Origin of the sequence: Amniculibacterium sp. G2-70, assembly GCF_014353055.1 — a bacterium.
Taxonomy (GTDB): Bacteria; Bacteroidota; Bacteroidia; order Flavobacteriales; family Weeksellaceae; genus Amniculibacterium; species Amniculibacterium aquaticum.
This window is the reverse complement of the sequence record NZ_CP060698.1, coordinates 540,907-562,731: the sequence shown is the minus strand read 5'-3', so window position 1 is coordinate 562,731 and position 21,825 is coordinate 540,907. Positions and strand designations below refer to the sequence as shown.

20 protein-coding genes are annotated in these 21,825 nt (G+C 35.9%); 6 read left to right on the top strand and 14 right to left on the bottom strand.

The genetic code is table 11. From position 1 onward, the window contains the following. Window positions 1–8: 8 nt before the first annotated feature. Window positions 9–131 carry a hypothetical protein gene (locus H9Q20_RS13230; RefSeq protein WP_262385564.1) on the bottom strand — a complete coding sequence of 41 codons (123 nt, stop codon included), beginning with the start codon at window positions 129–131 and terminating at the stop codon, window positions 9–11. A 45-nt stretch (window positions 132–176) separates the two neighbouring features. On the opposite strand from H9Q20_RS13230, the gene hemL reads away from it, so the two are divergent. The 4 genes from hemL to H9Q20_RS02560 all read left to right on the top strand — a co-directional run bounded on the left by hemL (window position 177) and on the right by H9Q20_RS02560 (window position 4,264). After that, complete coding sequence (gene hemL, locus H9Q20_RS02575; RefSeq protein WP_124640660.1) at window positions 177–1,460, top strand: glutamate-1-semialdehyde 2,1-aminomutase; 1,284 nt, start codon at window positions 177–179, stop codon at window positions 1,458–1,460. A gap of 233 nt (window positions 1,461–1,693) precedes the next feature. After that, window positions 1,694–2,383, top strand: a complete 690-nt coding sequence (locus tag H9Q20_RS02570) for a response regulator transcription factor (RefSeq protein WP_124640661.1) — start codon at window positions 1,694–1,696, stop codon at window positions 2,381–2,383. Window positions 2,384–2,386: 3 nt separating this feature from the next. Beyond that, a complete protein-coding gene (locus tag H9Q20_RS02565) occupies window positions 2,387–3,448 on the top strand; it encodes a sensor histidine kinase (protein WP_124640662.1) in 1,062 nt (353 codons plus the stop codon). Between the two features lie 234 nt (window positions 3,449–3,682). Further along, window positions 3,683–4,264, top strand: a complete 582-nt coding sequence (locus tag H9Q20_RS02560) for an IS1096 element passenger TnpR family protein (protein ID WP_187478229.1) — start codon at window positions 3,683–3,685, stop codon at window positions 4,262–4,264. Between the two features lie 79 nt (window positions 4,265–4,343). On the opposite strand, the gene H9Q20_RS02555 is transcribed toward H9Q20_RS02560, so the two are convergent. From H9Q20_RS02555 to H9Q20_RS02495, 13 genes are all read right to left on the bottom strand, one after another. Then, entirely contained in the window at window positions 4,344–4,913 is a 570-nt protein-coding gene (locus H9Q20_RS02555) for an SCO family protein (RefSeq protein WP_124640664.1), read from the bottom strand. Window positions 4,914–4,938: 25 nt separating this feature from the next. Then, the gene (locus H9Q20_RS02550; RefSeq protein WP_124640665.1) at window positions 4,939–5,778 is read right to left on the bottom strand and encodes a formylglycine-generating enzyme family protein; all 840 of its coding nucleotides are present in this window, start codon (window positions 5,776–5,778) and stop codon (window positions 4,939–4,941) included. 39 nt (window positions 5,779–5,817) lie between these two features. Further along, window positions 5,818–6,870, bottom strand: a complete 1,053-nt coding sequence (gene nirK, locus H9Q20_RS02545) for a copper-containing nitrite reductase (protein ID WP_124640666.1) — start codon at window positions 6,868–6,870, stop codon at window positions 5,818–5,820. Window positions 6,871–7,074: 204 nt separating this feature from the next. Continuing rightward, window positions 7,075–8,037: an FAD:protein FMN transferase gene (locus H9Q20_RS02540; RefSeq protein WP_187478228.1), complete on the bottom strand. Its 963-nt coding sequence runs from the start codon at window positions 8,035–8,037 to the stop codon at window positions 7,075–7,077. 5 nt (window positions 8,038–8,042) lie between these two features. Then, complete coding sequence (locus H9Q20_RS02535) at window positions 8,043–10,235, bottom strand: PepSY domain-containing protein (RefSeq protein WP_187478227.1); 2,193 nt, start codon at window positions 10,233–10,235, stop codon at window positions 8,043–8,045. An 82-nt stretch (window positions 10,236–10,317) separates the two neighbouring features. After that, entirely contained in the window at window positions 10,318–10,797 is a 480-nt protein-coding gene (locus H9Q20_RS02530) for a DUF2271 domain-containing protein (protein WP_124640669.1), read from the bottom strand. 45 nt (window positions 10,798–10,842) lie between these two features. Then, a complete protein-coding gene (locus tag H9Q20_RS02525) occupies window positions 10,843–12,321 on the bottom strand; it encodes an ankyrin repeat domain-containing protein (RefSeq protein ID WP_187478226.1) in 1,479 nt (492 codons plus the stop codon). Between the two features lie 324 nt (window positions 12,322–12,645). After that, window positions 12,646–13,800 carry an ABC transporter permease gene (locus H9Q20_RS02520; RefSeq protein ID WP_262385563.1) on the bottom strand — a complete coding sequence of 385 codons (1,155 nt, stop codon included), beginning with the start codon at window positions 13,798–13,800 and terminating at the stop codon, window positions 12,646–12,648. Then, a complete protein-coding gene (locus H9Q20_RS02515) occupies window positions 13,784–14,956 on the bottom strand; it encodes an ABC transporter permease (RefSeq protein WP_187478225.1) in 1,173 nt (390 codons plus the stop codon). The genes H9Q20_RS02520 and H9Q20_RS02515 overlap by 17 nt, the downstream gene beginning before the upstream one ends. Window position 14,957: 1 nt before the next feature. Next, on the bottom strand, window positions 14,958–15,401 hold the full coding sequence (gene tnpA, locus H9Q20_RS02510) for an IS200/IS605 family transposase (protein WP_187478224.1): 444 nt from the start codon (window positions 15,399–15,401) through the stop codon (window positions 14,958–14,960). A 326-nt stretch (window positions 15,402–15,727) separates the two neighbouring features. Continuing rightward, window positions 15,728–16,735, bottom strand: a complete 1,008-nt coding sequence (locus H9Q20_RS02505; protein WP_187478223.1) for an HlyD family secretion protein — start codon at window positions 16,733–16,735, stop codon at window positions 15,728–15,730. Window positions 16,736–16,740: 5 nt separating this feature from the next. Next, window positions 16,741–18,183, bottom strand: coding sequence for a TolC family protein (locus tag H9Q20_RS02500; RefSeq protein WP_187478222.1), 1,443 nt, complete (start codon window positions 18,181–18,183; stop codon window positions 16,741–16,743). A 93-nt stretch (window positions 18,184–18,276) separates the two neighbouring features. Then, the gene (locus tag H9Q20_RS02495) at window positions 18,277–20,061 is read right to left on the bottom strand and encodes an AMP-dependent synthetase/ligase (RefSeq protein ID WP_187478221.1); all 1,785 of its coding nucleotides are present in this window, start codon (window positions 20,059–20,061) and stop codon (window positions 18,277–18,279) included. A 131-nt stretch (window positions 20,062–20,192) separates the two neighbouring features. Between H9Q20_RS02495 and H9Q20_RS02490 the strand changes: the two genes are divergently transcribed. Then, complete coding sequence (locus H9Q20_RS02490) at window positions 20,193–21,335, top strand: acyl-CoA dehydrogenase (RefSeq protein WP_187478220.1); 1,143 nt, start codon at window positions 20,193–20,195, stop codon at window positions 21,333–21,335. Between the two features lie 66 nt (window positions 21,336–21,401). Beyond that, entirely contained in the window at window positions 21,402–21,767 is a 366-nt protein-coding gene (locus H9Q20_RS02485) for a hypothetical protein (protein ID WP_124643041.1), read from the top strand. Window positions 21,768–21,825 lie beyond the last annotated feature (58 nt).

The following is a 21,825-nucleotide window of genomic DNA, read 5'->3' as shown; positions in this document are numbered from 1 at the left end:
ATGCAAAATTAACAAAAATGTTGCCAATGTATTTTTTTTATGGCGATGATGTTGATGCCGGAGTGGTCAGTACTTATTTTATAAATGTCTTTTAAGCTGATAAAACTACCATTTTGTCTTTTAAAATTCATAATTTTGCATGTCAAATTTTTTAGATAAAAAAGAAAAGAAATACTATGAAATATCAAAGAAGTTCGGCTTTGTTTGATGAAGCTCAAAACTATATTCCAGGTGGTGTCAACTCTCCGGTTCGTGCTTTCAAATCGGTTGGTGGTGTGCCGTTGTTTATGAAATCGGCAGAAGGTGCTTACCTTACCGATGAAGACGATAATACCTATGTCGATTACATCAATTCTTGGGGACCGGCAATTTTGGGACATACCCATCCAGAGGTTTTAGAAGCCATCAAAAAACAAGCTGAGAAAGGTTTTTCATACGGGACTCCAACAGAATTGGAAACGGAAATTGCCAAATTCATCATTGGAAATGTACCGAATATCGACCAAATCCGAATGGTGTCTTCAGGTACAGAAGCGTGTATGAGTGCCGTTCGTTTGGCTAGAGGTTTTACAGGACGAAATAAAATTATAAAATTCGAGGGTTGCTACCACGGACATTCGGATTCTTTCTTGATAAAGGCAGGTAGTGGAGCTGCAACTTTTGGCAATCCCAATTCGCCGGGCGTTACTCCAGGTACCGCTCAGGATACTTTATTAGCAAGATATAACGATTGGGAGCAGGTTCAGGATTTATTCATAAATAATTCCGGTGAGATAGCAGCCATCATCATAGAGCCCATCGCAGGAAATATGGGTTGTGTACTTCCGGAAAATAATTTCTTGCAAAACCTAAGAAAAATATGTGACGAGAACCAAAGCCTTCTGATTTTTGACGAAGTAATGACGGGCTTCCGTTTGGCTTTTGGTGGGGCACAAGAGGCCTTGGGTGTGAAAGCCGATATCGTAACCTACGGAAAAGTTATTGGAGGTGGACTTCCGGTGGGTGCATTTGCTGCTAGAAACGAAATTATGGATCACCTGGCTCCTAAAGGTGCCGTGTACCAAGCCGGAACACTGAGCGGTAATCCTTTGGCAATGAGAGCCGGACTGACCACGCTGCAGCTTATTAAAAATGATGAAAATTTTTATAATAAATTAGAGAAAACAACGGAAACTTTGGATTTTGAGATTGGAAAAATTTTGAATGAAAAAGGCATTGGACACCGCATCAACAGAAAAGGATCCATGATGTCGGTTTTCTTTCATACCAACAAAGTCTCTAATTTTGATGAAGCCATGCAAGCCAATCATCCGCTTTTTAATAATTTTTTCCACCAATTGCTTTCTCAGGGGATTTATCTACCACCAAGTGGCTACGAAACTTGGTTTATTTCGCATGCCATTAACGATGTCGAAATCGAAAAAACATTGGATGCCATCCGAAAATTCCAATATTCTTAATACAAATTTAACACAAGGCTTTCTTTTTAGGAAGCCTTCTTTAATTTTAAATGAACAAAAACCTTCCAATGTTAAAAATACATGAACAATAAAACAAAGCACAATACCGAAATATATTTTCATTATTTTTGAAAAGTCAATTGAGGGGTTCATTCATGTTTTTTCGGATAAAAGGAAATTAACATTGATGAAACTTTTGATTTTAATAAACTGTAAACTAAGACCGACTGTAGATGAACAGAAAAAAAATTCTTATGGTAGATGACGAACAAGATATCCTAGAAATACTTTCCTATAATCTAGAAAAAGAAGGATACGAAGTCCATACCGCACAAAACGGTATTGAAGGTATTGAAAAAGCTAAGGAAGTGTTGCCGGATTTGATCTTATTGGATGTCATGATGCCCGGAAAAGACGGAATAGAAACTTGTGAAGAACTCCGACAAATAAAAGAATTGCAAAAAACTTTAATTGTTTTTCTTTCTGCTCGATCAGAAGAGTTCTCTCAATTAGCAGGTTATAACGCCGGAGCCAATGATTATATCGTGAAAATCATTAAACCAAAAGTTTTGATTTCTAAGGTGAATGCCTTGTTAAAACTGACCTCTCAGGTTGCTGAAGCTACTAAAAATATAAAAATTGGCAAACTTTTAATCGATAAAGACAATTTCAAGGTAACCCAAGACGGACAAAATTTTGTACTGCCCAAAAAAGAATTTGATTTGCTGTATCTCTTGGCAAGCAATACAGAAAAAGTCTTTACACGAGACGAAATTTTGGATAAAGTTTGGGGAAACGAAGTGGTGGTTGGCGAAAGAACCATTGATGTACATGTAAGAAGATTGAGAGAAAAATTGGGTATGGAATCCATACAAACCCTGAAAGGTATTGGTTACAAATTGGTGTTGGTTCAAAACAAATAATCAATGAAATTCAAGTTTCACAGACTTACTTTTCTAGCCTCAGTCTTGCTCACCACCATCATGCTGTTGGTGGCTTTGGTTTTTGACCTTACCAAAGACCGGCTTCAAGAAACAGGAGTTGCGATGTACACTTCATTATTTCTAAGCTTTATGATGATGATGGCTGCCAACTATTTGGTCTTAGAACTCTTGTTTAATTTCTATGGAAAAAGACAGATAAAAAGAATTTCCACCATTCTGCCGGATGAAATAATCAATCAAGAAGAAGAGATGAATCTGAGAACGCTTGGTGAAAAAGTATCTGAATACAGCCAGAAAAATGCCGATGAAATCGATACCATGAAATCCATGGAGAATTATAGAAAAGAATACATGGGGAATATTTCTCACGAACTGAAAACCCCACTTTTCTCCATTCAAGGATATTTGGAAACCCTAATGGATGGAGGGGTCGAAAACATCAATATCCGGGACAAATACCTAGAACGAATCAATACCCTAACGGAACGATTATTGGCCATAGTAGTTGATTTGGACATGATCAATAAATTTGAAACCGGAGAAATAGAACTCAATATCTCTAGTTTTGATCTAATCTCCATGATTCAAGAAATTTTTGATCTTTTGGATTGGGAAGCATCAAAGACCCAAGCAAAGTTTAATCTAATTGCACCACAACAAGTTATGGTAAAAGCCGATAAACAGAAAATCTTTCAGGTACTGATCAACTTAATTTCCAATGCCGTATATTATTCTAACCGAGAAAATGCAACCATCACGGCAATCGTAGAACTTCAAGGTACTAAAGTGAATATTGGTATAGAAGATAACGGGATGGGAATAAAACCCGAATTGTTATCCAGGATTTTCGAACGATTCTATCGTGTGGAGAGCAGCAGGAGTAGGAGAGAAGGCGGTTCTGGATTGGGCCTGGCTATTGTGAAACATATTTTAGATGCACATCACGAGAATATTTCAGTAAAAAGCATCTATCTGGAAGGTACAGTTTTTACATTTTCATTACCACGGTCTTTAGACTCTAAAATTCCTAATTCTTATCCGTAATAATTCAAAATAAAAGATTGGTTTTTTGAAGAAATTATAACGATTTATAATTTTCTTTGGCTAAAGATAAATTTTTCGTACCAACCGTTAACAGAGTTTAAAATCCTTTGAAATAGAGCGAAATGTAAACATTTTTTTTTGAAAAAAACAGGGATAAATACTTTTTTGTCCACTCTCAATTGTTTTATATTTGTAGCCGAAAAACTAAAGTAAAACAAATTATATTACAAGAGAATGGTTTATAAAATAAGGGTAATTTTAGACGCCAAAGATGACATCTTCAGAGACATCGAAATTAAAGAAAAACAGACACTTTGGAACTTGCATTTGGGGATTAAATCTGCTTTTAGCCTGCAAGGAGAAGAGTTGTCAGCATTTAATTTAATCGAAAATGACGGTACCATAACCAAAACGGTTCCTTTGGAAGACATGAGCGATGAAGGTGATGCGGAAATTATGTCGGATGTATATCTGTCCGAAGCTTTTGAAAAAGTTGGTGATAAGGCTCAGTTTCAGTATGGATTTATCGACCTTTGGGAATTTTTCTGTGAGTTGATCGAGGTAATCGATGAAAAACCAGCAGTGAACTATCCCATTACGGTATTTAGATTCGGAAATGTACCGATGAAAGCTCCAGGGAAATCCGGTGCCGCATCCAAAACAAAAAAACCAGCAATGCCATTGATGGACGATGATTTTGGATTTGATGATTTTGAAAATTCTAATTTTTCAGATGAAGACGACGACAGCTTTGATGATGATGAAGAAAACGATGGCTACGGCGATGATTTCTATGAAGATGATGATAACGATTAAGAAATCGAAATAACAATAATGAAATTAGGCTTTCTGGATAAACAGAAAGCCTAATTTATTTTTGCTTGGAAAATTAATTTTAGTTTTTAATCTTTTTCAGCTCTGCAACCACTTTTTCCGCGTTGATGCCGGCACCTTCTTCCTGACTCATCATTTCTCCTTTTTTATTGAAAATGGATATGATATTAGAGTGAGAAAACTCGATTGGAGAGATTTTTTTATACTTCATCGATAGGATGTTGGCAAATTCTTTGGTATCGTCCTCGTTGCTTCTTAAAAAGATCCAAGGTTCTCCGTACATTTTATTGGTTTTAGCAAAAGAATTCAATTTCTCAGGAGTGTCGGTTTCCGGATCTATGGATACCAAAACCAGATTGGTTTCTTTTAATAAATCCTCAGGGATTTGAGATTTCACCTTTTTCATGTCGGCAACCAAAAGTGGACAAGCCGTTTTGCAAGTGGTGTAGATCATTACCACAATCATGTTCTTTCCTATCATGTCACTAAAGTGCATGTTTTTGCCATCCTGATTGGTCCATTCTGAGGATAAATTGTAAATGGAATTGGAGGGTAGGTATTCTATTTTTTGTTTGTCCTGGCAAGAGATCAGTCCCAATCCCAGCATCAACATAAGAATTAACTTTTTCATACTATTAAATATTTTTTTATGAAAATTACTTTTGATTTGTATAATTTTCGGGGGCATCTTTAGCACATCTAAAACCGAGATTGGACACAGAATAGTTCGCTTGAACGCTGGTTCTGAAGGCGAATCTCATAAATGCAGCATAATTGTAGATGTCGTTTGCAGAGATGGCAGATCCGGCACAACTAAGCTGTTTGTCGTCGAACTGACTTTTTCTAGAATCTCCCGTTGTTAGGGTTGAATTGAAATCCTCTGACCATTCCCATATCAAATCGAACATGTTGTATATTCCGTATGCATTGGGTTTGGATAGGGCAATCTCGTTGTATTGCTTGTTTTTTACATTGTACAAGTCGATGATATCCGAAGAGTACGAAGGTTTTTTCGTGGCATTCTTTACCACATCATCGGCTTGGGCAACAAATTCCCATTCGTCTTGGGTTGGCAATCGTTTGCCCACACTTTCAGAATAGGCTTTGGCTGCAAACCAAGAAACATTGCAAACCGGACTGTTGGGTTTGTAATTTTTGGGCAATTCAAAATCGGATGGCCAATCTTTCAAATAAGTAGAGTCTGCATAGATGGCTTTTATCTTGCTTTTGCTCCATTGTGGATTTTTCTTTACAAATTCTAGAAACTCTGCATTGGTTATTGGCGTTTCATCCATCAAGAAAGGTTTTACGGTGACCAAGGTATCTTTTCTCCCGTAAAAAGGAGTGTATTGTCCACCTTCAATAAAAATCATTTTTTTGTTGGAAACGATTTTTTCATTCTTAACTTTTTCTTTATTGGCAACATATTTTTTCTCTTGACCGGATTGACAAGAGTGTAAAAATGCCAGACATAGGATGATCCAAAAATTCTTCATAGAAAAAAAATGGGGCTCTTTAGGAGCCCCTTCAATTATTTATTTAACTTTCTTAAAAACTTTTTCGTTTTCGGCTCCAGTAACTTTAAGTTGCGCTAAAGCTCCTTTGTTGAATACTCTAAAGATCGAGTGATCTACGATGTTGTACACACCCGGAACCTCTACTTTGAACTCTACAATTGCAGATCCACCAGCAGGGATTAGGGTTGTTTGTACATTTTTGTTGATCATGTCTCCACCTTCTACATATACTTTGTCAAAGATTTCTCCGATAACATGGAAAGAAGAAGTTAGGTTTGGTCCACCGTTACCAACGAATAGTCTTACGGTTTCTCCCACTTTTGCTTCCAATACTTTTGGACCTAACATGGAGCCTTTTCTACCGTTGAAAACTACATAATCAGGGTTTTCAGCGATACCTTTTTCTAGATCAAATTCGTGGAAACCTTTTTGCTCGTACTTCCCTTTGATGTAGTACTCACCTTGCATGATGTAGTATTCTCTATCTACTTTAGGCAAACCTCCTTCTGGTTCTACCAAGATCAGACCGTACATACCGTTAGCAATGTGCATTGGTACTGGTGGAGCAGCACAGTGGTAAACATACAATCCAGGGTTAAGAGCTTTGAAGTTGAAAGAAGCTTCTTTACCAGGAGCTACGAAAGTAGCTTCTGCACCACCTCCAGGTCCATTTACAGCATGTAAATCGATGTTGTGTGGCAATGTGCTGCTTGCTTCGTTTTTGATGTTCAATTGAACTTCATCACCAACTCTTACACGGATGAACGACCCAGGTACGGTGTGGTTGAAAGTCCAAACTTTATATTTTACACCTTCATCAATTTCAGCTTCTTCTTCAGTAGTTACTAGGTTTACGATTACTTTTTTAGCTGCTCTATCCAAAACAGGTTTTGGTACATTAGGAGCTGCTGTTAATTCTAATGTTTCAGGTGTACCTTCTGCAGCGATTTCAATTGCATTGGTTCCAGCACCTCCATCAGTAGATTTTGCTTCACCGGGATTTTGTTTACAAGCTGTTAATCCTCCCATTAAGATTACAGCGGTCATGATTTTCAAAATTGACTTATTCATACGACTAAATTTTTTTACAAATGTAGATCTTAATCAGATAAATCTATCCTAATTGAATATGATTTTTATTAGTTTTAAACTTAATAAATGATGATAAATATCATTACTTGATTTAAGATGCGCAAATATATCAATATTATTTACATTTTTTGATAAATTTAATAATTAGAGGTTAATTTAGGATGATTATAAATATTATTAAAGTTAGTTTTTTATGATCTTTCCTGTTTCACCAATCATAATGCATTTGTAGGATGGGAATTTTTTCATCAATCGCAGTCCTTTGTTGTTGCCCATCACCATGATGGATGTACTCAGTCCATTGGCAAGGGTGGCATTGGGACCCATGACGGTTACGGAAATTAGCCCGGTTGAGGGCATCCCGGTTTTTGGATTGATGATGTGTGAGTATCTTTTTCCATCGATTTCAGCGTACTTTTCATAACTTCCCGAAGTGACTACCGCATTGTTGTTCATTTCGATTACATCATCGACTTCGTCGGGTTGAAACGGATTCTGCACTCCAATGTACCACGGCTCTCCATCGGGTTGTTTTCCCCATGTCGTAACATCGCCGGCAGCGTTGATGATTCCTGCTTTTACTCCAATTTTCATCATCAATTCTTTGGCTTTGTCGGCAGCATAGGCTTTTCCTATAGATCCAAAACCGATTTTCATGCCTTTATTTTTTAAATATAAAGTTGAATTCTTTTCATTGATGATGATGTTTCTATAGCCCACATTACGAACCGAGTTTTTGATTGCTTCAGCCGATGGCATGATTTTCATAGAGCCGTCGAATTTCCAAATTTTGTCCATGGCAACAATGCTGATATCGAATGCCCCGTTGGTGATTTTTGAAAAATACAAAGCTGTTTTTGTCAAATTTATGATCTCTTTGGATACGACAACAGGCTGTATTCCAGCAAATTTATTGACTTGTGAGATGGGAGTTTCTGGCCTCCACTCAGAGATTTGGTTTTCTATTCGGTCTATTTCGCTTACTGCAAGGTCTATATTTTTGTTGATGCTCACAGTATCTTTTCCTACCAGTGTGATGTCGAAACGACTGCCCATCAAAGTCACCGAACGGGTAATTTGTATTTGTGAAAAAACAAATACTGCTTGAAGTAAGCAGAAAAATGAAATGAATTTTGAAATTTTCATGATGATTAATAACAGTCGGTCAACAGATACCCTTGGTTTTTATATTCGTCGAAGCTCAAACCATTTTCCAGGCTCAGTTCCTTCAATAACTTTTCTATGTCCTGTTGCATTTTTAGAGCACCACAAATCATGATGTATTCTTTGTTTTTTATAAGATCTATGAAAGTTTCAGTATCTTTTCTTACCAAATCCATTACATAGTGTTGTTGCTCGCCTTTAGAAAAAGCCATTTGAAAAGAGGCCAGCTTTCCTTGTTCTATTTGTTTTTCCGAAAAGTTTTGATACGACTTTGTCAATTGATTGTCGTGCCTAAAGCCGCAGTACAGATGGCTTTCGATCTTGTTCATGTTTTCTTCTATCATACCAAGGAAAGGTGCAATACCGGTTCCGTTGGCGATCATGATGACTTTTTTTGCTTTTTTGGGGAAATGAAATTCTACATTTTCCATCAATCGTGCTTTTATTTCGTCACCTTCTTTCAAGCGATGAAGAAAGCCCGATCCCAATCCGTTTTCATGTAATTTTACCACCAATTGTACGGTTTCTTCCACTTTTCCTACGGAATAAAATCTTTCGGTATGATCATTTTTTGGGTAAATAGCCAGCAAATCTCCGGATTGGAATTTTAATTTTGCCTTAGGTTTCAAATAGACTTTGAAAGTGGTTGCTTCATCTACAATCTCACTTCTGCCGGTAACAACAAATTCCTTTAGATGCTCGACTTTTTGTTGATACAAAGCCGGTGTTGTCGCTAATGGAATAAGAGTTTGACTCGCCCAATTTTTCACCCATTCAGTAAATTCAACGGTCGATTTGTCGTTTACTTTATGCATAGAAGTGATGATCTCTGCCCAATCTTTTCCAGAAATTTTTTCCTGAATTTTTTCAGCATAAGCACAATAATCGTCATAGGATTTGGAACCAAAACCGACGATGCTCACCTGTATTTTTTTATTCTGATGGACTTTGTCCAATAGATTTAGAAAATGATCGGCATTGCTTGGGGCATCACCCAAACCGTAAGTTGAGGTCATAATGATCAGATGATCGGCTTTTGGAAACTCTTGATATTTGTTAAGTTCGGCTACAAAAACTTTTTTGTTAATTGAAGTTAATTGTTTGCAGATGTGGTTGGCAAATCCCAGGGTAGAGCCGTTCTCGGACCCTATCAATAGGACGATTTCAGCATTATTTGCATTTCCGTTGTTCTTTATTTTATTGCGTGTTCTCTTGAAGGTAATTGCAAAACCGGTGTAGATGAATGCCAAAATGGAAAATGAAGTAATCCCCAATACCAAGGCCAAGGTAAAATTGCCTCTTCCGGTGTGCAATTTCAGATTCATATCTTCCCAAATCTCTGTTTTTGCAAGAGCTTGTTCTTCGATCACGGTACCGTTTATTTGATTCACCGTGATGTTTCTGTCTTTTAGTTTGATGATGAAGTTTTCTTCAGGATCGTCTTCGATAAAAGGGAATTCAATTTTTTTAACCTGAGACAATGCCGTGTTCTGAAAGATTGGGAATTCAGAAATTTTCAAGCTTTTGTCCTTATTTACTTCATATTTTATTTTCTCAGTTTTTGGTTTTGGTAAATAATCAAAACGATATAAGAAAAGATAAGTTGCTGTAAGTGTGATGAATGCAATTGGAAGGAGCAGCAGTCGCCCGGATACCACATGCAGATATTGGGGAAGAGAATCTTTTTTTATTTTATCAAAAAAATGTTGTGCCCCTTGTTGCCTTTTCAAGATCAAAATTAAACCAGAAAAGCCCATCAGAAAAAGTAAAATAGAAACGATACCCACTAAATATCTGCCGGTTTCTTTTAAAAATAATGAGCGGTGCAGTTGGATATTCCATTCGATAAATGAGCTTTTTACCAAAGGTTTTCCTAAAAATTTCCCGGTGTTGGGATCGATGTATCCTTTTACCGAATTGCCATCCGCATCCGATCCTTCTAAAAGTACAAAACCATTGTCATCAATATTAATCTCTGTGATTTCAGGATATATTTCTTTTATTTTTGGAATGGAAGTAGCAAGATTTAAGGATTTGAAATTTTCAACTTTGTAAGGTTGTAGATTTTCTTGTGCTGCATCATAAGCCAAGATAACACCTGTAGCCGAAGCCAAGATGAGAAACAAACTTGCGATAACAGCGATGGAAAGATGGGCAAATCTCCAGAGGGATACGGTCATTTTTTAGAAAAAATTATGGGTTAAAAACGACTTTTCCAAAGTCTCAAACTTTGGAAAAGTGTTTGTAGTATTGACAATTAAATTAAGATTTGATCAATTTTACATATCGGATGTAACCTTTACCTTCTGTTTTTTCGGAAACTCCAGCCTTTGTGAACGGAACTTCGGCATCAGAAACATGGTACTTGCCATCTTCAACTGCGGTTTCAAAACGGATTTTATACCCTTTGTCCAGGTATTTGTCATCCACGGAAATGTTGACAATACTTCTGTCGCCACCTGCAACCGATGCACCGGTTATTCCGTTAAGTTTTACTTTGTTTCCGCCCGATCTGTACCATTGTTTTAGCGTGTCGTGCCATTTTTTTTCTGGTCCCATCATGTAGAGTGTTTTCTCATATTTTCCTTGTGGGTTAACCAAAGAAACCACAATGTATGCACCTTCGCCACTATAATTGGTCATTTGTAACATGCATTTGTATTTGGAAGTTTGTGCGTTGGCAAATCCAAAAGATGCAAAAGTGAATAGGGTTACGAAACCGATTTTCAGAATATTTTTCATGTATGATTTTTATTTTTGATGAATAAATAGGAGTTGGGTTAAATGCTATTTTAAGAAATTGATGTCCACATTTGATTTTTTCAAGGCTTCATTTTCATTGGCCAAGTCAAAAGCAGTTTCGTCAAATTCAGTTTTCAAAGATTTATCTGCACCCAAAGATACTAAGTATTTCAAAACAACATCGTCTTTGGCAACCAAGGCAGCTTTGTGTAGAGCCGTCATCTTATCCTTATCCGTTGCATTAATGTTGATGTTGAAGTCGGCTAATTTTTTGAAAAGGTTAATGTCGTTTTTTGCTACCGCAAGGTGCAGTAGGGTAGAGCCGTCTTTTTGTGGATTTGCGAAATTAATCCCTGTTGTTTTTAGAATGTTTAACTTTTCAGAAAATTCATCTTTTTGTCCAGGTCTGCTTGGTCTATAGGATTGCACAAGATAATAGGCAAGATTGTTTCCTTTGTTGTCCAAAACTTTGGTATCCGCTTTTTTGTCCAATAAAAATGCAATGATTTCTGCTGCTCCATTTTTTACAGCGAAAGAAAGTGCAGATTCCCCATTTTTATTTACGGTATTGATGTTTTTTGTATGTGCAGCTAATAATTTAACATTGTCCAATTCATGACTTGCAGAAGCCATCATCAGAGGAGTGTTGCCTTCGGTGTCAGCTTTGTTGGCATCTGCACCTTTAGAAATTAGATAGGTAATAATTTCGGTTTGTTTAGGTTTTCTAGCAATAATTTGCAAAGCCGTTGCTCCATCCTCGGATGTTGCCATAGGACTTACTTTTACATCTTCAATCAGATATTTAAAGATTTCAATGCCATTAGAAGATCTTCTTGTTCCTTGTGCTGCATTGATGATGGCAGAACCGTGTGCTTTTATGCCTTGAGCGTGTAGTTTTTTTAGGAAATCTAAATTTCCAAAAGTTGCAGAATAGTCGAAAGCGGTATTTCCTTTGTCATCGGTATCGGTGATTTTCAATCCTTTGGATTCGAAAAGTTTTTGTAATTCACCATTTTTATCGTTTCCGATAGAAAGCAAAAGTACATTGGCACCGTTTTGATATTTTTGTTTGGGATTTACCCCTGCGTTGAAGAGCAATTCATAAATTTTAGGATCGTTTACCCCAAAAATTGCAGCGAAAGAAAGAGGTGTAAGACCTTTGTCATCCAAAAGATTGACATCCGATCCTTTTTTTATTAGGAAATCTACCGCTTCTACATTTCCAGACATGGCAGCCCAATGCAGGTACAAGCGACCATCGTGCGTCAGTTTGCTAGCAGAATTTCCGTTTTGCTCTACCAAAAATTTTATGGTTTCTATGGGTGCACCGTTGGTGATGGAAAGTGCTGCTGCATCAAAAGTATTTCCATTAAATTGGGATGGGCTGTTTCCTTTTTCAACTTCAGCTTTTACTACATCCACAGTGGGTTTGGATTTCCAAAATTCTGGACTTAGTAAAGAGTTTTTCTGTGCATTGAACATGAGTGAGCAAAGAAATAGGGCTGTATAAAGAATCTTTTTCATAACGACGCTTATTTTTATTTATTCTAATTAACGGCAAAAATAAAACATCGGAATGAAATAAAAAAACTTTTTTATCTTAATTTTAAACTACAAAACATGATTTTTATACATGTGTGTAAAATGCTGTTGCATTTAGAACCCGTTTAGAATTTTACCGAAATAATAATTCGGCTATTTCTAATCTTTCTTATCTGACTTTTTGTTTTCTATTTAGCGTATTTTGCATTTTAAATTTTTGTTTAAGCCCTCTAAAACTTCAATTTTAAAACTCAAAATCCACTAAATATCTATACAAAAAATCTAGATATAAAATTTATATAGGCTCTAAGAAGTTTTTTTTAAGGTATATTTCATTTTAAAAATAAAAAGCAAAGTGTAGAATACTCCCAATCCTACCAAATGAAATAAATTAGGAAGTTGGTCTATAATTGATCCACCACCTTGAACTACTAAAGTATAAATCCTTAAAAATGGAGTGGTTGGTAGTAAATTTGAAATCCATTGTATGGCTAATGGTAGATTTTCAAAAGGCATGGAATATCCGGTAATTAGAAAAATAGGGTAGGACGAAAAACCCATTAGTTGGATAATCAGCAAGGTGTTTTTGAAAAAACTTCCTATTAAAAACGCCATCGGAATCAGGCTAACAAAAAATACAGCCATCAAGAAATTAACCTCCCAAAAGCTCCCCCGAAAAGGCATATCGAAAACTGAAAATACTACGGTAACAAAAAATTGAGAAAAAATAAGATATACTAAAAAGTAAAATAAACCTTTACCTACCAATATGTTAGATGAAGAACCTGAAGCTAATTTGTTCAGTTCGCCTAATTTTTCATCTTTTCTTTCCAATGACATACTCACACAAAGTCCGATTAGTAAAGTTTGTTGAAGGATAACCGCCATTAATCCAGGTAAAAGAAAATTTCCATAACCTGTTTTTTCGTTAAATAAAGGTCTGTAATCTAATTTAATAGGATTGGTATTTGCCATTGCTTGGCTATCATTCATCCCTTGTTTGTTAAAATAAGTTTTCCGAACACCACCGCCAACGGTTAAGCAAATCGTAGTGAGATGTGCCGTAAGGTCGCTCGCTGGGAGAAATTTGGATGCGTTCACCGCCAAAGTTACATTAGATTGTTGAAGAGAAAGTATATTTTTTTCAAAATCTTTATCGATAAAAAAATATCCGGCAGCTGTTCCTTTTCTCATCATTTCCTGAGCTTCGTCTAAACTAAAAGCTGGCAAAACTTTGACCATAGGATCTGAAGAAATTTCTTGGATTAAAGTCCTAGAAAGTGAGGATTGATCCGCATCCACTAATGCTAATGGGACTTGGGTTTCTACTTTGTTTATGTAGATACTTCCGTACATAAAAGCATAAAGCAAAGGAGCTCCTAACAAAGTAAGGAGTAAAGAATGTTCTTTAACAACCAATCGGATTTCCCGAAGAAAGAGTATTTTAATGGATTTGAACATTGGAAATTTTTCTATTTATTTTAAATTGATACGCCAAAATCGACAAACTGATGAATCCGAAACTCATCAATCCTAGAATCCATAATTCTTTTGAAAAATACCGTACTGGTAATTGCATAAAATAACCTTTCAAAAAACCATCTAGAAAATAAGTATAGGGCATAATGGCAGCATAATATTGGTCGTACCACGGCATGGCGGTTCTCGGAAAGGTAAAGCCACTAAAAACAAAAGCCGGTGAGGTGAAAAACAAAGCGACATCCGCACAAAGCATAACATCATCAAATATTGCAGAAACCAACATTCCAAAACCTATACAAGCGATGACCAAACCATTGTAGAGCAAGAAAAAATTAAAAGTTGTCCCTGTTTTTTCTAAATCAAATAACGGAAAAACAATATACTGAATCATCAAAAAATGGATCCATGAAATACTCAATAATGCCAATAATTTACCTATGATGATATTGGAAGCTGAGTTTCCTGAGATTTGTAATAATTCTTGTAAGGAATTGGTTTTTAATTCCCAGTTGAGCAGTAAAACCGAAACAATGATAAACGCCATTTGGATGGCTACACTAATCAGTCCTGGAGTGAGATATTCCTGATAATTATAATCCGGATTGTATAAAGTATAAGTATTCAGTTTTATAGGTTGTATTAAAGCTGATGCTTGCTGTATCGGCATTCCTTGTTTGGTGAGTTTTTGTAAAACCACAGCCAAACCACCTTTTATCACAACGCCGGCAGCATCTTTATAAATCATCTTCGAGGCCACTAAAGAAGCAGCATTGGTATAAACAACAATGGTTGCATTTTTTGAATTTTTAACATCCTTTTCTAGATTTTTCGGAATATATACCGCACCTACCACTTTTCCGGAAAGGATAAGATTTTCGACATCTTTCTCACTTTTTGCTACTGTTGTAAAATTAATGGTTTTCGTAGCATTCATCATGTCGGTAAGCTTTCTGGAAACTTCAGATTGATCTTCATCCCAAATAGCTACCGGTAGATTTTCAGCAAATTTATTTTGATAAAGATATCCATAAAATAAAAATAATATCGGCGGCACGATAATTCCTACCACATAAAATACGGGCAAACTGAAAAGTCGTTTCCATTCTCGGAAGATGATTTTAAGAAGATTTTTCATTTTATTCTTCATTATTATTATCAAATCCATATTTCTTAAGAAAACCTTCATATTCATCAATAAAATTTTTATGTAAATGATGTTCTTTTTGATTTTTAATGTAGAAATAGATTTTTTCTAATTGTGATTCTGAAACCGAAAAAGCAGCATATCCAGTTTGCCATGCGAATTTTCCAGACATCAAATTGGATTGATTAACGATGTGCGAACTTACTCCTTTTACCGTTTTTATTACCTCAGCAATGGATTTTTGAGGGTTTAATAAAAATAAACAATGTACATGATCTGGCATGCCATTAATAATCTTAACAGGACAGCCTAAATCTTTAAATTCATCATATAAAAATTGATGAATGGTTTTTTCGATTTCGGGATGAATAAGCGACTCTCTTAGTTTTGTTGCCCAAATTGCATGTATCCAAAGTTTGTTGAATGAATGTGACATGACATTGTTTTTTTATTTTTTTCATTGCCCACGGTTTCAACCGTGGCTTTTGTAATGTCCCCATCGTTGAAACGATGGGTTATGATCTCAAATATTTTTTAAAACCCAATCGCTTCATTATTTTTTTCATTGCCTACGGTTTCAACAGTGGTGCTTTTGTAATGTTCCATCGTTGAAACGATGGGTTATGATCTCAAATATTTTTTAAAACCCAATCGCTTCATTATTTTTTTTCATTGCCCACGGTTTCAACCGTGGCTTTTGTAATGTCCCCATCGTTGAAACGATGGGTTATGATTCCCAATATTATTTAAAACACTATTCTTTTAATCTTGGTCTTTCAAAATCAATTCCGCGGTCATTCCCACTCTCAGCCCCTGTATTTTATTCATATCGATTGGTGTACATTTAATTTTAAAAGTTCGAAGCTGGAATTGTCCTTTTTGGTTTTCGGGGACAAAATCGGCATAACCCATTGCTGGAGCGAGTTCTGTGACTCTGGCGGAAATTTCTTCAGGCATTACTCCCGGAATTTTTATTTTTACCAAACTACCTTTTTCCAATTTTGACATTTGATCTTGTCTCAAATTAAAAGAAATTGAAAAAGAATGGTCTTTTTGAATGGTCATCATCGGATAACCGGCATTTACCATTTCTCCGGTTTTTGAAATGAGACTGGAAATAATTCCTGAAGTCGGAGCTTTTACAATTGATTTTTCTTTAATTTGTTGGGTAAGTTTTTCAGCGTTTTTTGCTTGATTTACTAAGGCTTCAGCTTTATTTCTCATTTGTTGGTTACCCCCTTTTTCCAAAAGTTCAACATTCAATTTTGCAGTTTCCAATTCTTTTTGAGCCGCTTGATATCTAAATTTTACCAAATCATATTCTTGTCCGGAAACTACACCTTCTTTATAGAGTTGAGAAAATCTGGAATAAGTTTTTTCCATCAATATCATTTGGTCTTTAGCTATTTTTTGAAGGTTTCTTGCCGATTCTACAATTTCAGGAGCAGCACCTCTGTCGGCTAAATCTTTGGTGTTTTCTGCAATAACAATTGCGTCCAAAGCCTGTTGCTGAATAGTATTCATTTCTTCATCTTTCAAAATAGCAAGCGTTTGTCCGGCTTTCACTTCATCGCCTTCATGTACAAAAACCGAATCTATTCTTCCGGGCAAAGAAGACGAAACATCAACAAACTCGGCATCTACCATTCCGATAATTTTTATGGAATTGTCATTTTTTCCTGATTTTTTTACCAAAAGAAAAATTCCGGTAATTATTAATATAATGATAGGGATAAGTACAGCCCAATAATTTTTAAATGTTTTTTGCATCTTAATTAGTTTATTAAAGTAGTGATGTTTTCAGGTTGTCCATTAAGGAAATAATAAGTTGCCAATGCTGTTTGATAAGCAACTAAGGAAGTGTAATACAATTTTTCTGAAGCATATTGAAATTGTAAAGCGTCATTTACATCTTTCACAGAAGAAAGACTGTTTTCCATTCTTTTTCGTATCATTTCGGTTGTGGTATAAGTTTCTTTTCTGGCAGCATCCAAAGTTTGAGATTGATTTTGGAAAGCTTTTAATTTATTCTGTGCCAATTGGATAGCAAGATTTACAGATTCTTGTTTTTGTTGAATAAGCAATTCGGATTCTTTTACTAAAGATTGGGCAGCTTTTATTTTATTTTGATTTTCAAAACCATTAAAAATCGTCCATTGCATTTCAACACCAATCATCCAAGGAGGAGTGATAAGCGGTAAATCTTTTCTTAAAAATTGAGCATTGCCGATTGCGAAAATATTAGGATGATTCAAAGATTTCGCAACCTTCAATGCGATATTAGCTTCTTCTTTTTTGGCGTTGAGTAAACGGATGTCGGTATTGTTTTCGGTTTGTATTTTTATTAAAGAATCTAATGAAGCGTAATTTTCAGGAATCTTTTCAGAAATTTCCAAAGGTGCATCCAAAGGCATACCCATCAATTGTTTTAAAGTCAAAATGGCATTTTCTTTTTCTAATTTCAGGTTTTCCAAGCTTGTTTTACCTTGCATGAGGGAAACATTTGCCCATTGTTTTTGATAAGCGGGGATAATTTCTGCTTTTAATAAATTTTTCGCATATTTTTCATTTTTCTCTAAAGAAATCAGTTTTTGCTCTTCCTTTTCAATCATAGAATTAAAATACAAAACCTGTAGATATTGCAGTGTAACATTATAAGTAATGAGATCTTTGGCATTTTCTAAATTAATTTCACTTGAATGAAATTGTTGTTTTTTCAAGTTTTGAATTGCTCTTAATTTTCCTCCCAAATATATCGGTTGTCTTACAACAATTCCTGCTAAGAAATAATCTTGCTTGCTGATGGCGGGATTGTAATTGGGATACGCCGAAGAAATAATATCTCTGGAAGTTTGATAGATCATATCCCGAACATTTTGATTGAGCGGATTTCCGGTGATTTGTTCGTAAATGGTTGCCGCAGCATTGGCAGATTGTTGTGCCGAACCCTCTACAATTCCATCTTTCGTTTGTTGTAGATTGATTTCTATGGGTTTCCCTAAATAATTATATCCTGCCAACAAATCTATTTTGGGCAAAATATTTTTCTTGCTTCCTTCATATTGCTTCTTGTTGGTTTCCACCGATTGTTTTGACAATGCGATCGCTGTATTGCTTTCTGTGGCTTTGGCAATGCATTCTTTTAGGGAAAGGGTTTGGGTATATCCTATTTGAAAAAAAAGGATTGTGAAAATGTACTGTATTTTTCGTCTAATCATATTCAGTTTTTATACTTTTTAACCAAAATTTATATTTACTTATAAAGAAGTGAAGTTAAAACAGCAACCTCGACTGAGATTGCTGCTGAACATTTATTCATCAATTTTACCGTACATTTTTTGGTACAAATTCAGGTATCGTTCTTTGACCATTTTTCGTTTTAGTTTCATGGTTGGGGTCAACAAGCCAAGATCGATAGACCATACTTCTGGGGTGAGTTCTATTTTTTTTATTTGTTCCCAATGCCCCAATTTGGTATTTAGATAGTCGATTTCTTTTTCTATTCTTGCTTTCAATTCTGGGCTCTTTGCCATTTCGGCAGGTGTTTTCCCGATATTGATGTTTTTTCTCTCGGCCCAATGACCTGCGAATACAAAATCGGGCTGTACAAAAGCACAAGGCATTTTTTCGCCTTCGCCAACCACCATGATTTGTTCAATGAATTTTGAAGCTTTGGCAAGATTTTCAATAACCTGCGGAGCGATGTATTTTCCACCGGAAGTTTTGAACATTTCTTTTTTACGATCGGTAATTTTCAAAAAACCTTCTGCATCAATATGTCCAATATCACCGGTTTTGAAGTAACCTTCTTCGGTAAAAGCTTCACGGGTTTGTTCTTCGTTTTTAAAATAACCTTGAGTGATGGACGGACCTTTCACTGTAATTTCTCCATCTTCTTGGATTTTTACAATAAGGTTGTTTAACGGATGTCCAACGGTTCCCACTTTCATTTTGTCCATAGAATTTACAGAAATCACGGGTGAGGTTTCGGTCAGTCCGTATCCTTCTAAGATGGGGATTCCGGCATTCCAAAACATTCTGTTGAGTCGCTCGGAAAGCGCTGCAGAACCCGAAACCAAGGTGATTAACTCGCCACCTAAACCTTCTCTCCATTTTTTGAAAACCAATTTATCAGCGATGATTTCGGAGATGGAAGATGGTTTTTTTGTGATGTCTTTTTTTGCTTTGTTAACGCCAAGAGCCCATAAGAATATTTTTGATTTTAGTCCGCCCGCACTGGTTCCTTTATCGTAAATTTTATCGTAAACTTTTTCGATAAGCCTTGGGACTACGGTCATGTAGTGGGGTTTTACTTCTTTGATGTTTTCGCCCATTTTTTCTATACTTTCGGCAAAATAAATGGATATGCCGCTGTAGGTGAAAAGGTAGAAAATCATTCTTTCGAAAATGTGACAAATAGGCAAAAAGCTTAAAGCTCGGGTGTCTTCGATACTCAATCCTTTTTTTCTAGGGATTCTGGAGTCAGAAGCCAAAACATTGGACACGATATTTTTATGTGTGAGCATAACGCCTTTTGGTCTTCCTGTGGTTCCGGAGGTGTAGATGAGTGTTGCCAAATCATCTTCGTTGATGGAGTTGGATAGATCTTCGACTTCGTTTTGTGTACTTTCGTTTTCTCCCAAATCAACAATTTCTTGCCAATTGGCTACGCCATCCAATTCGTCAAAGGAGAATACGCCTTCTAAAGAACTGATTTTATGTTTTACAGAATTTACCTTGTCGTAAAGGCCTTTGTCGGAAACAAAACAGTATTTTACTTCTGCGTTGTTGAAAATATATTCATAATCTTCAGCAGAAATGGTAGGGTAAACCGGAACGGTTACTGCACCAATTTGCAGAATGCCATAGTCCATAACGGCCCATTCTGTACGAGTAGCCGATGTGATGATGGCAATTTTGTCTCCGGGCTGTATGCCCAATTTCAATAATCCTCTGGAAACTTTATTTCCTAAATTAATGAACTCTTGTGTGGAGATCTTTTCCCACTCACCGTTGTATTTGGTAGCATACATTGTGGATTGAGGATATTTCACTAATGCATGTTGTGCGAAATCAAATAATCTTTTTATACTCATTATTTTTGAGGATTTTATGTTAAAAATGTATAATATGTAAAAATATCCTTTTAAAACTAAATAACCAAATTTTTTTTAAAAAGATTTATGCTAAAAATTGTATTTTTACACGCAAACAATTTATATAAATTATGAATTTCAATTTATCAGAAGAACAGCTGATGATTCAGCAAGCAGCAAGAGATTTTGCTCAAAATGAACTTTTACCTGGAGTGATCGAGAGAGATCGTGATCAGAAATTCCCAACTGAACAAGTGAAGAAAATGGCAGAACTTGGCTTCTTAGGAATGATGGTTGATCCAAAATACGGAGGATCCGGATTGGATGCTGTATCCTATGTTGTTGCAATGGAAGAAATTGCAAAAGTAGATGCTTCTGCAGCTGTAGTAATGTCGGTGAACAACTCTTTGGTTTGCGCCGGTCTGGAAAAATATGCAAACGAAGATCAAAAACAAAAATACCTGGTGCCATTGGCAAGTGGACAAGTAATTGGTGCATTCGCATTGTCTGAGCCAGAAGCCGGATCTGATGCTACTTCACAAAAAACGACAGCAGAAGATAAAGGAGATTATTATTTGTTAAATGGTATTAAAAACTGGATTACCAACGGAGGAACTGCGCAATATTATATCGTGATCGCACATACCAATCCTGAGAAAAAACACAAAGGAATCAACGCTTTCATCGTTGAAAAAGGATGGGAAGGTTTTGAAATTGGTTTGAAAGAAGATAAAATGGGGATTAGAGGTTCCGATACGCATTCTTTGATCTTCAACAATGTAAAAGTGCCAAAAGAAAACAGAATCGGTGAAGACGGATTCGGATTCAACTTTGCAATGGCGGTTCTTAACGGTGGCCGTATTGGTATTGCTTCTCAAGCATTGGGTATAGCCTCTGGTGCTTATGAGTTGGCTTTGAAATATGCAAAAACCAGAAAAGCTTTCGGTACAGAAATTATCAACCACCAAGCAATAGCATTCAAATTAGCAGATATGGCAACTCAAATTACGGCTGCTAGAATGTTGTGCTACAAAGCGGCTTCTGAAAAAGATCAAGGTTTGGACATCTCCGAAAGTGGAGCGATGGCTAAATTGTATGCGTCTCAAGTAGCGATGGATACTACGGTAGAAGCGGTACAAATTCATGGTGGTTATGGTTATGTTAAAGAATATCATGTGGAAAGATTGATGCGTGATGCTAAAATTACTCAAATCTATGAAGGGACATCTGAAATTCAAAAAATTGTAATTTCTCGTTCGATTTCCAAAAAATAAATTATATTTGCTTAGGATTTTGATAATAAAATTTATCTTATCCTATGAATATTATAATTTATTAACATGAAATATTTTTGGATTTTCTGCAGTATTCTGCTTTTGTTTTTCGGAACCTTTGTTTGGTATAAATACTATTTTGTTTTTGGCGAAGGAGTGAAGTCCGGAGTCCTAAACTATGCTGTGAAAAAAGGAAATCTTTTTAAAACCTACGAAGGAAAGCTGATACAACAAGGCTTTGGTGCAAATGCCAAAAGCGGAAATTTGATGAGTTATGAGTTCGAATTTTCTGTGGAAGACGACAAGGTTTTCCAGGAATTAGAAACCAATAACGGCAAAACATTCGATTTGCATTACAAAGAGTATCATGGCATTTTACCATGGCGCGGAAATACAAAATACATCGTGGACAAAATTGTCAATGTGCAATAATTTCTAAAGTCTTCCAATTAATTTTGGAAGACTTTTTTATTCTAATTTTCTTAATTTT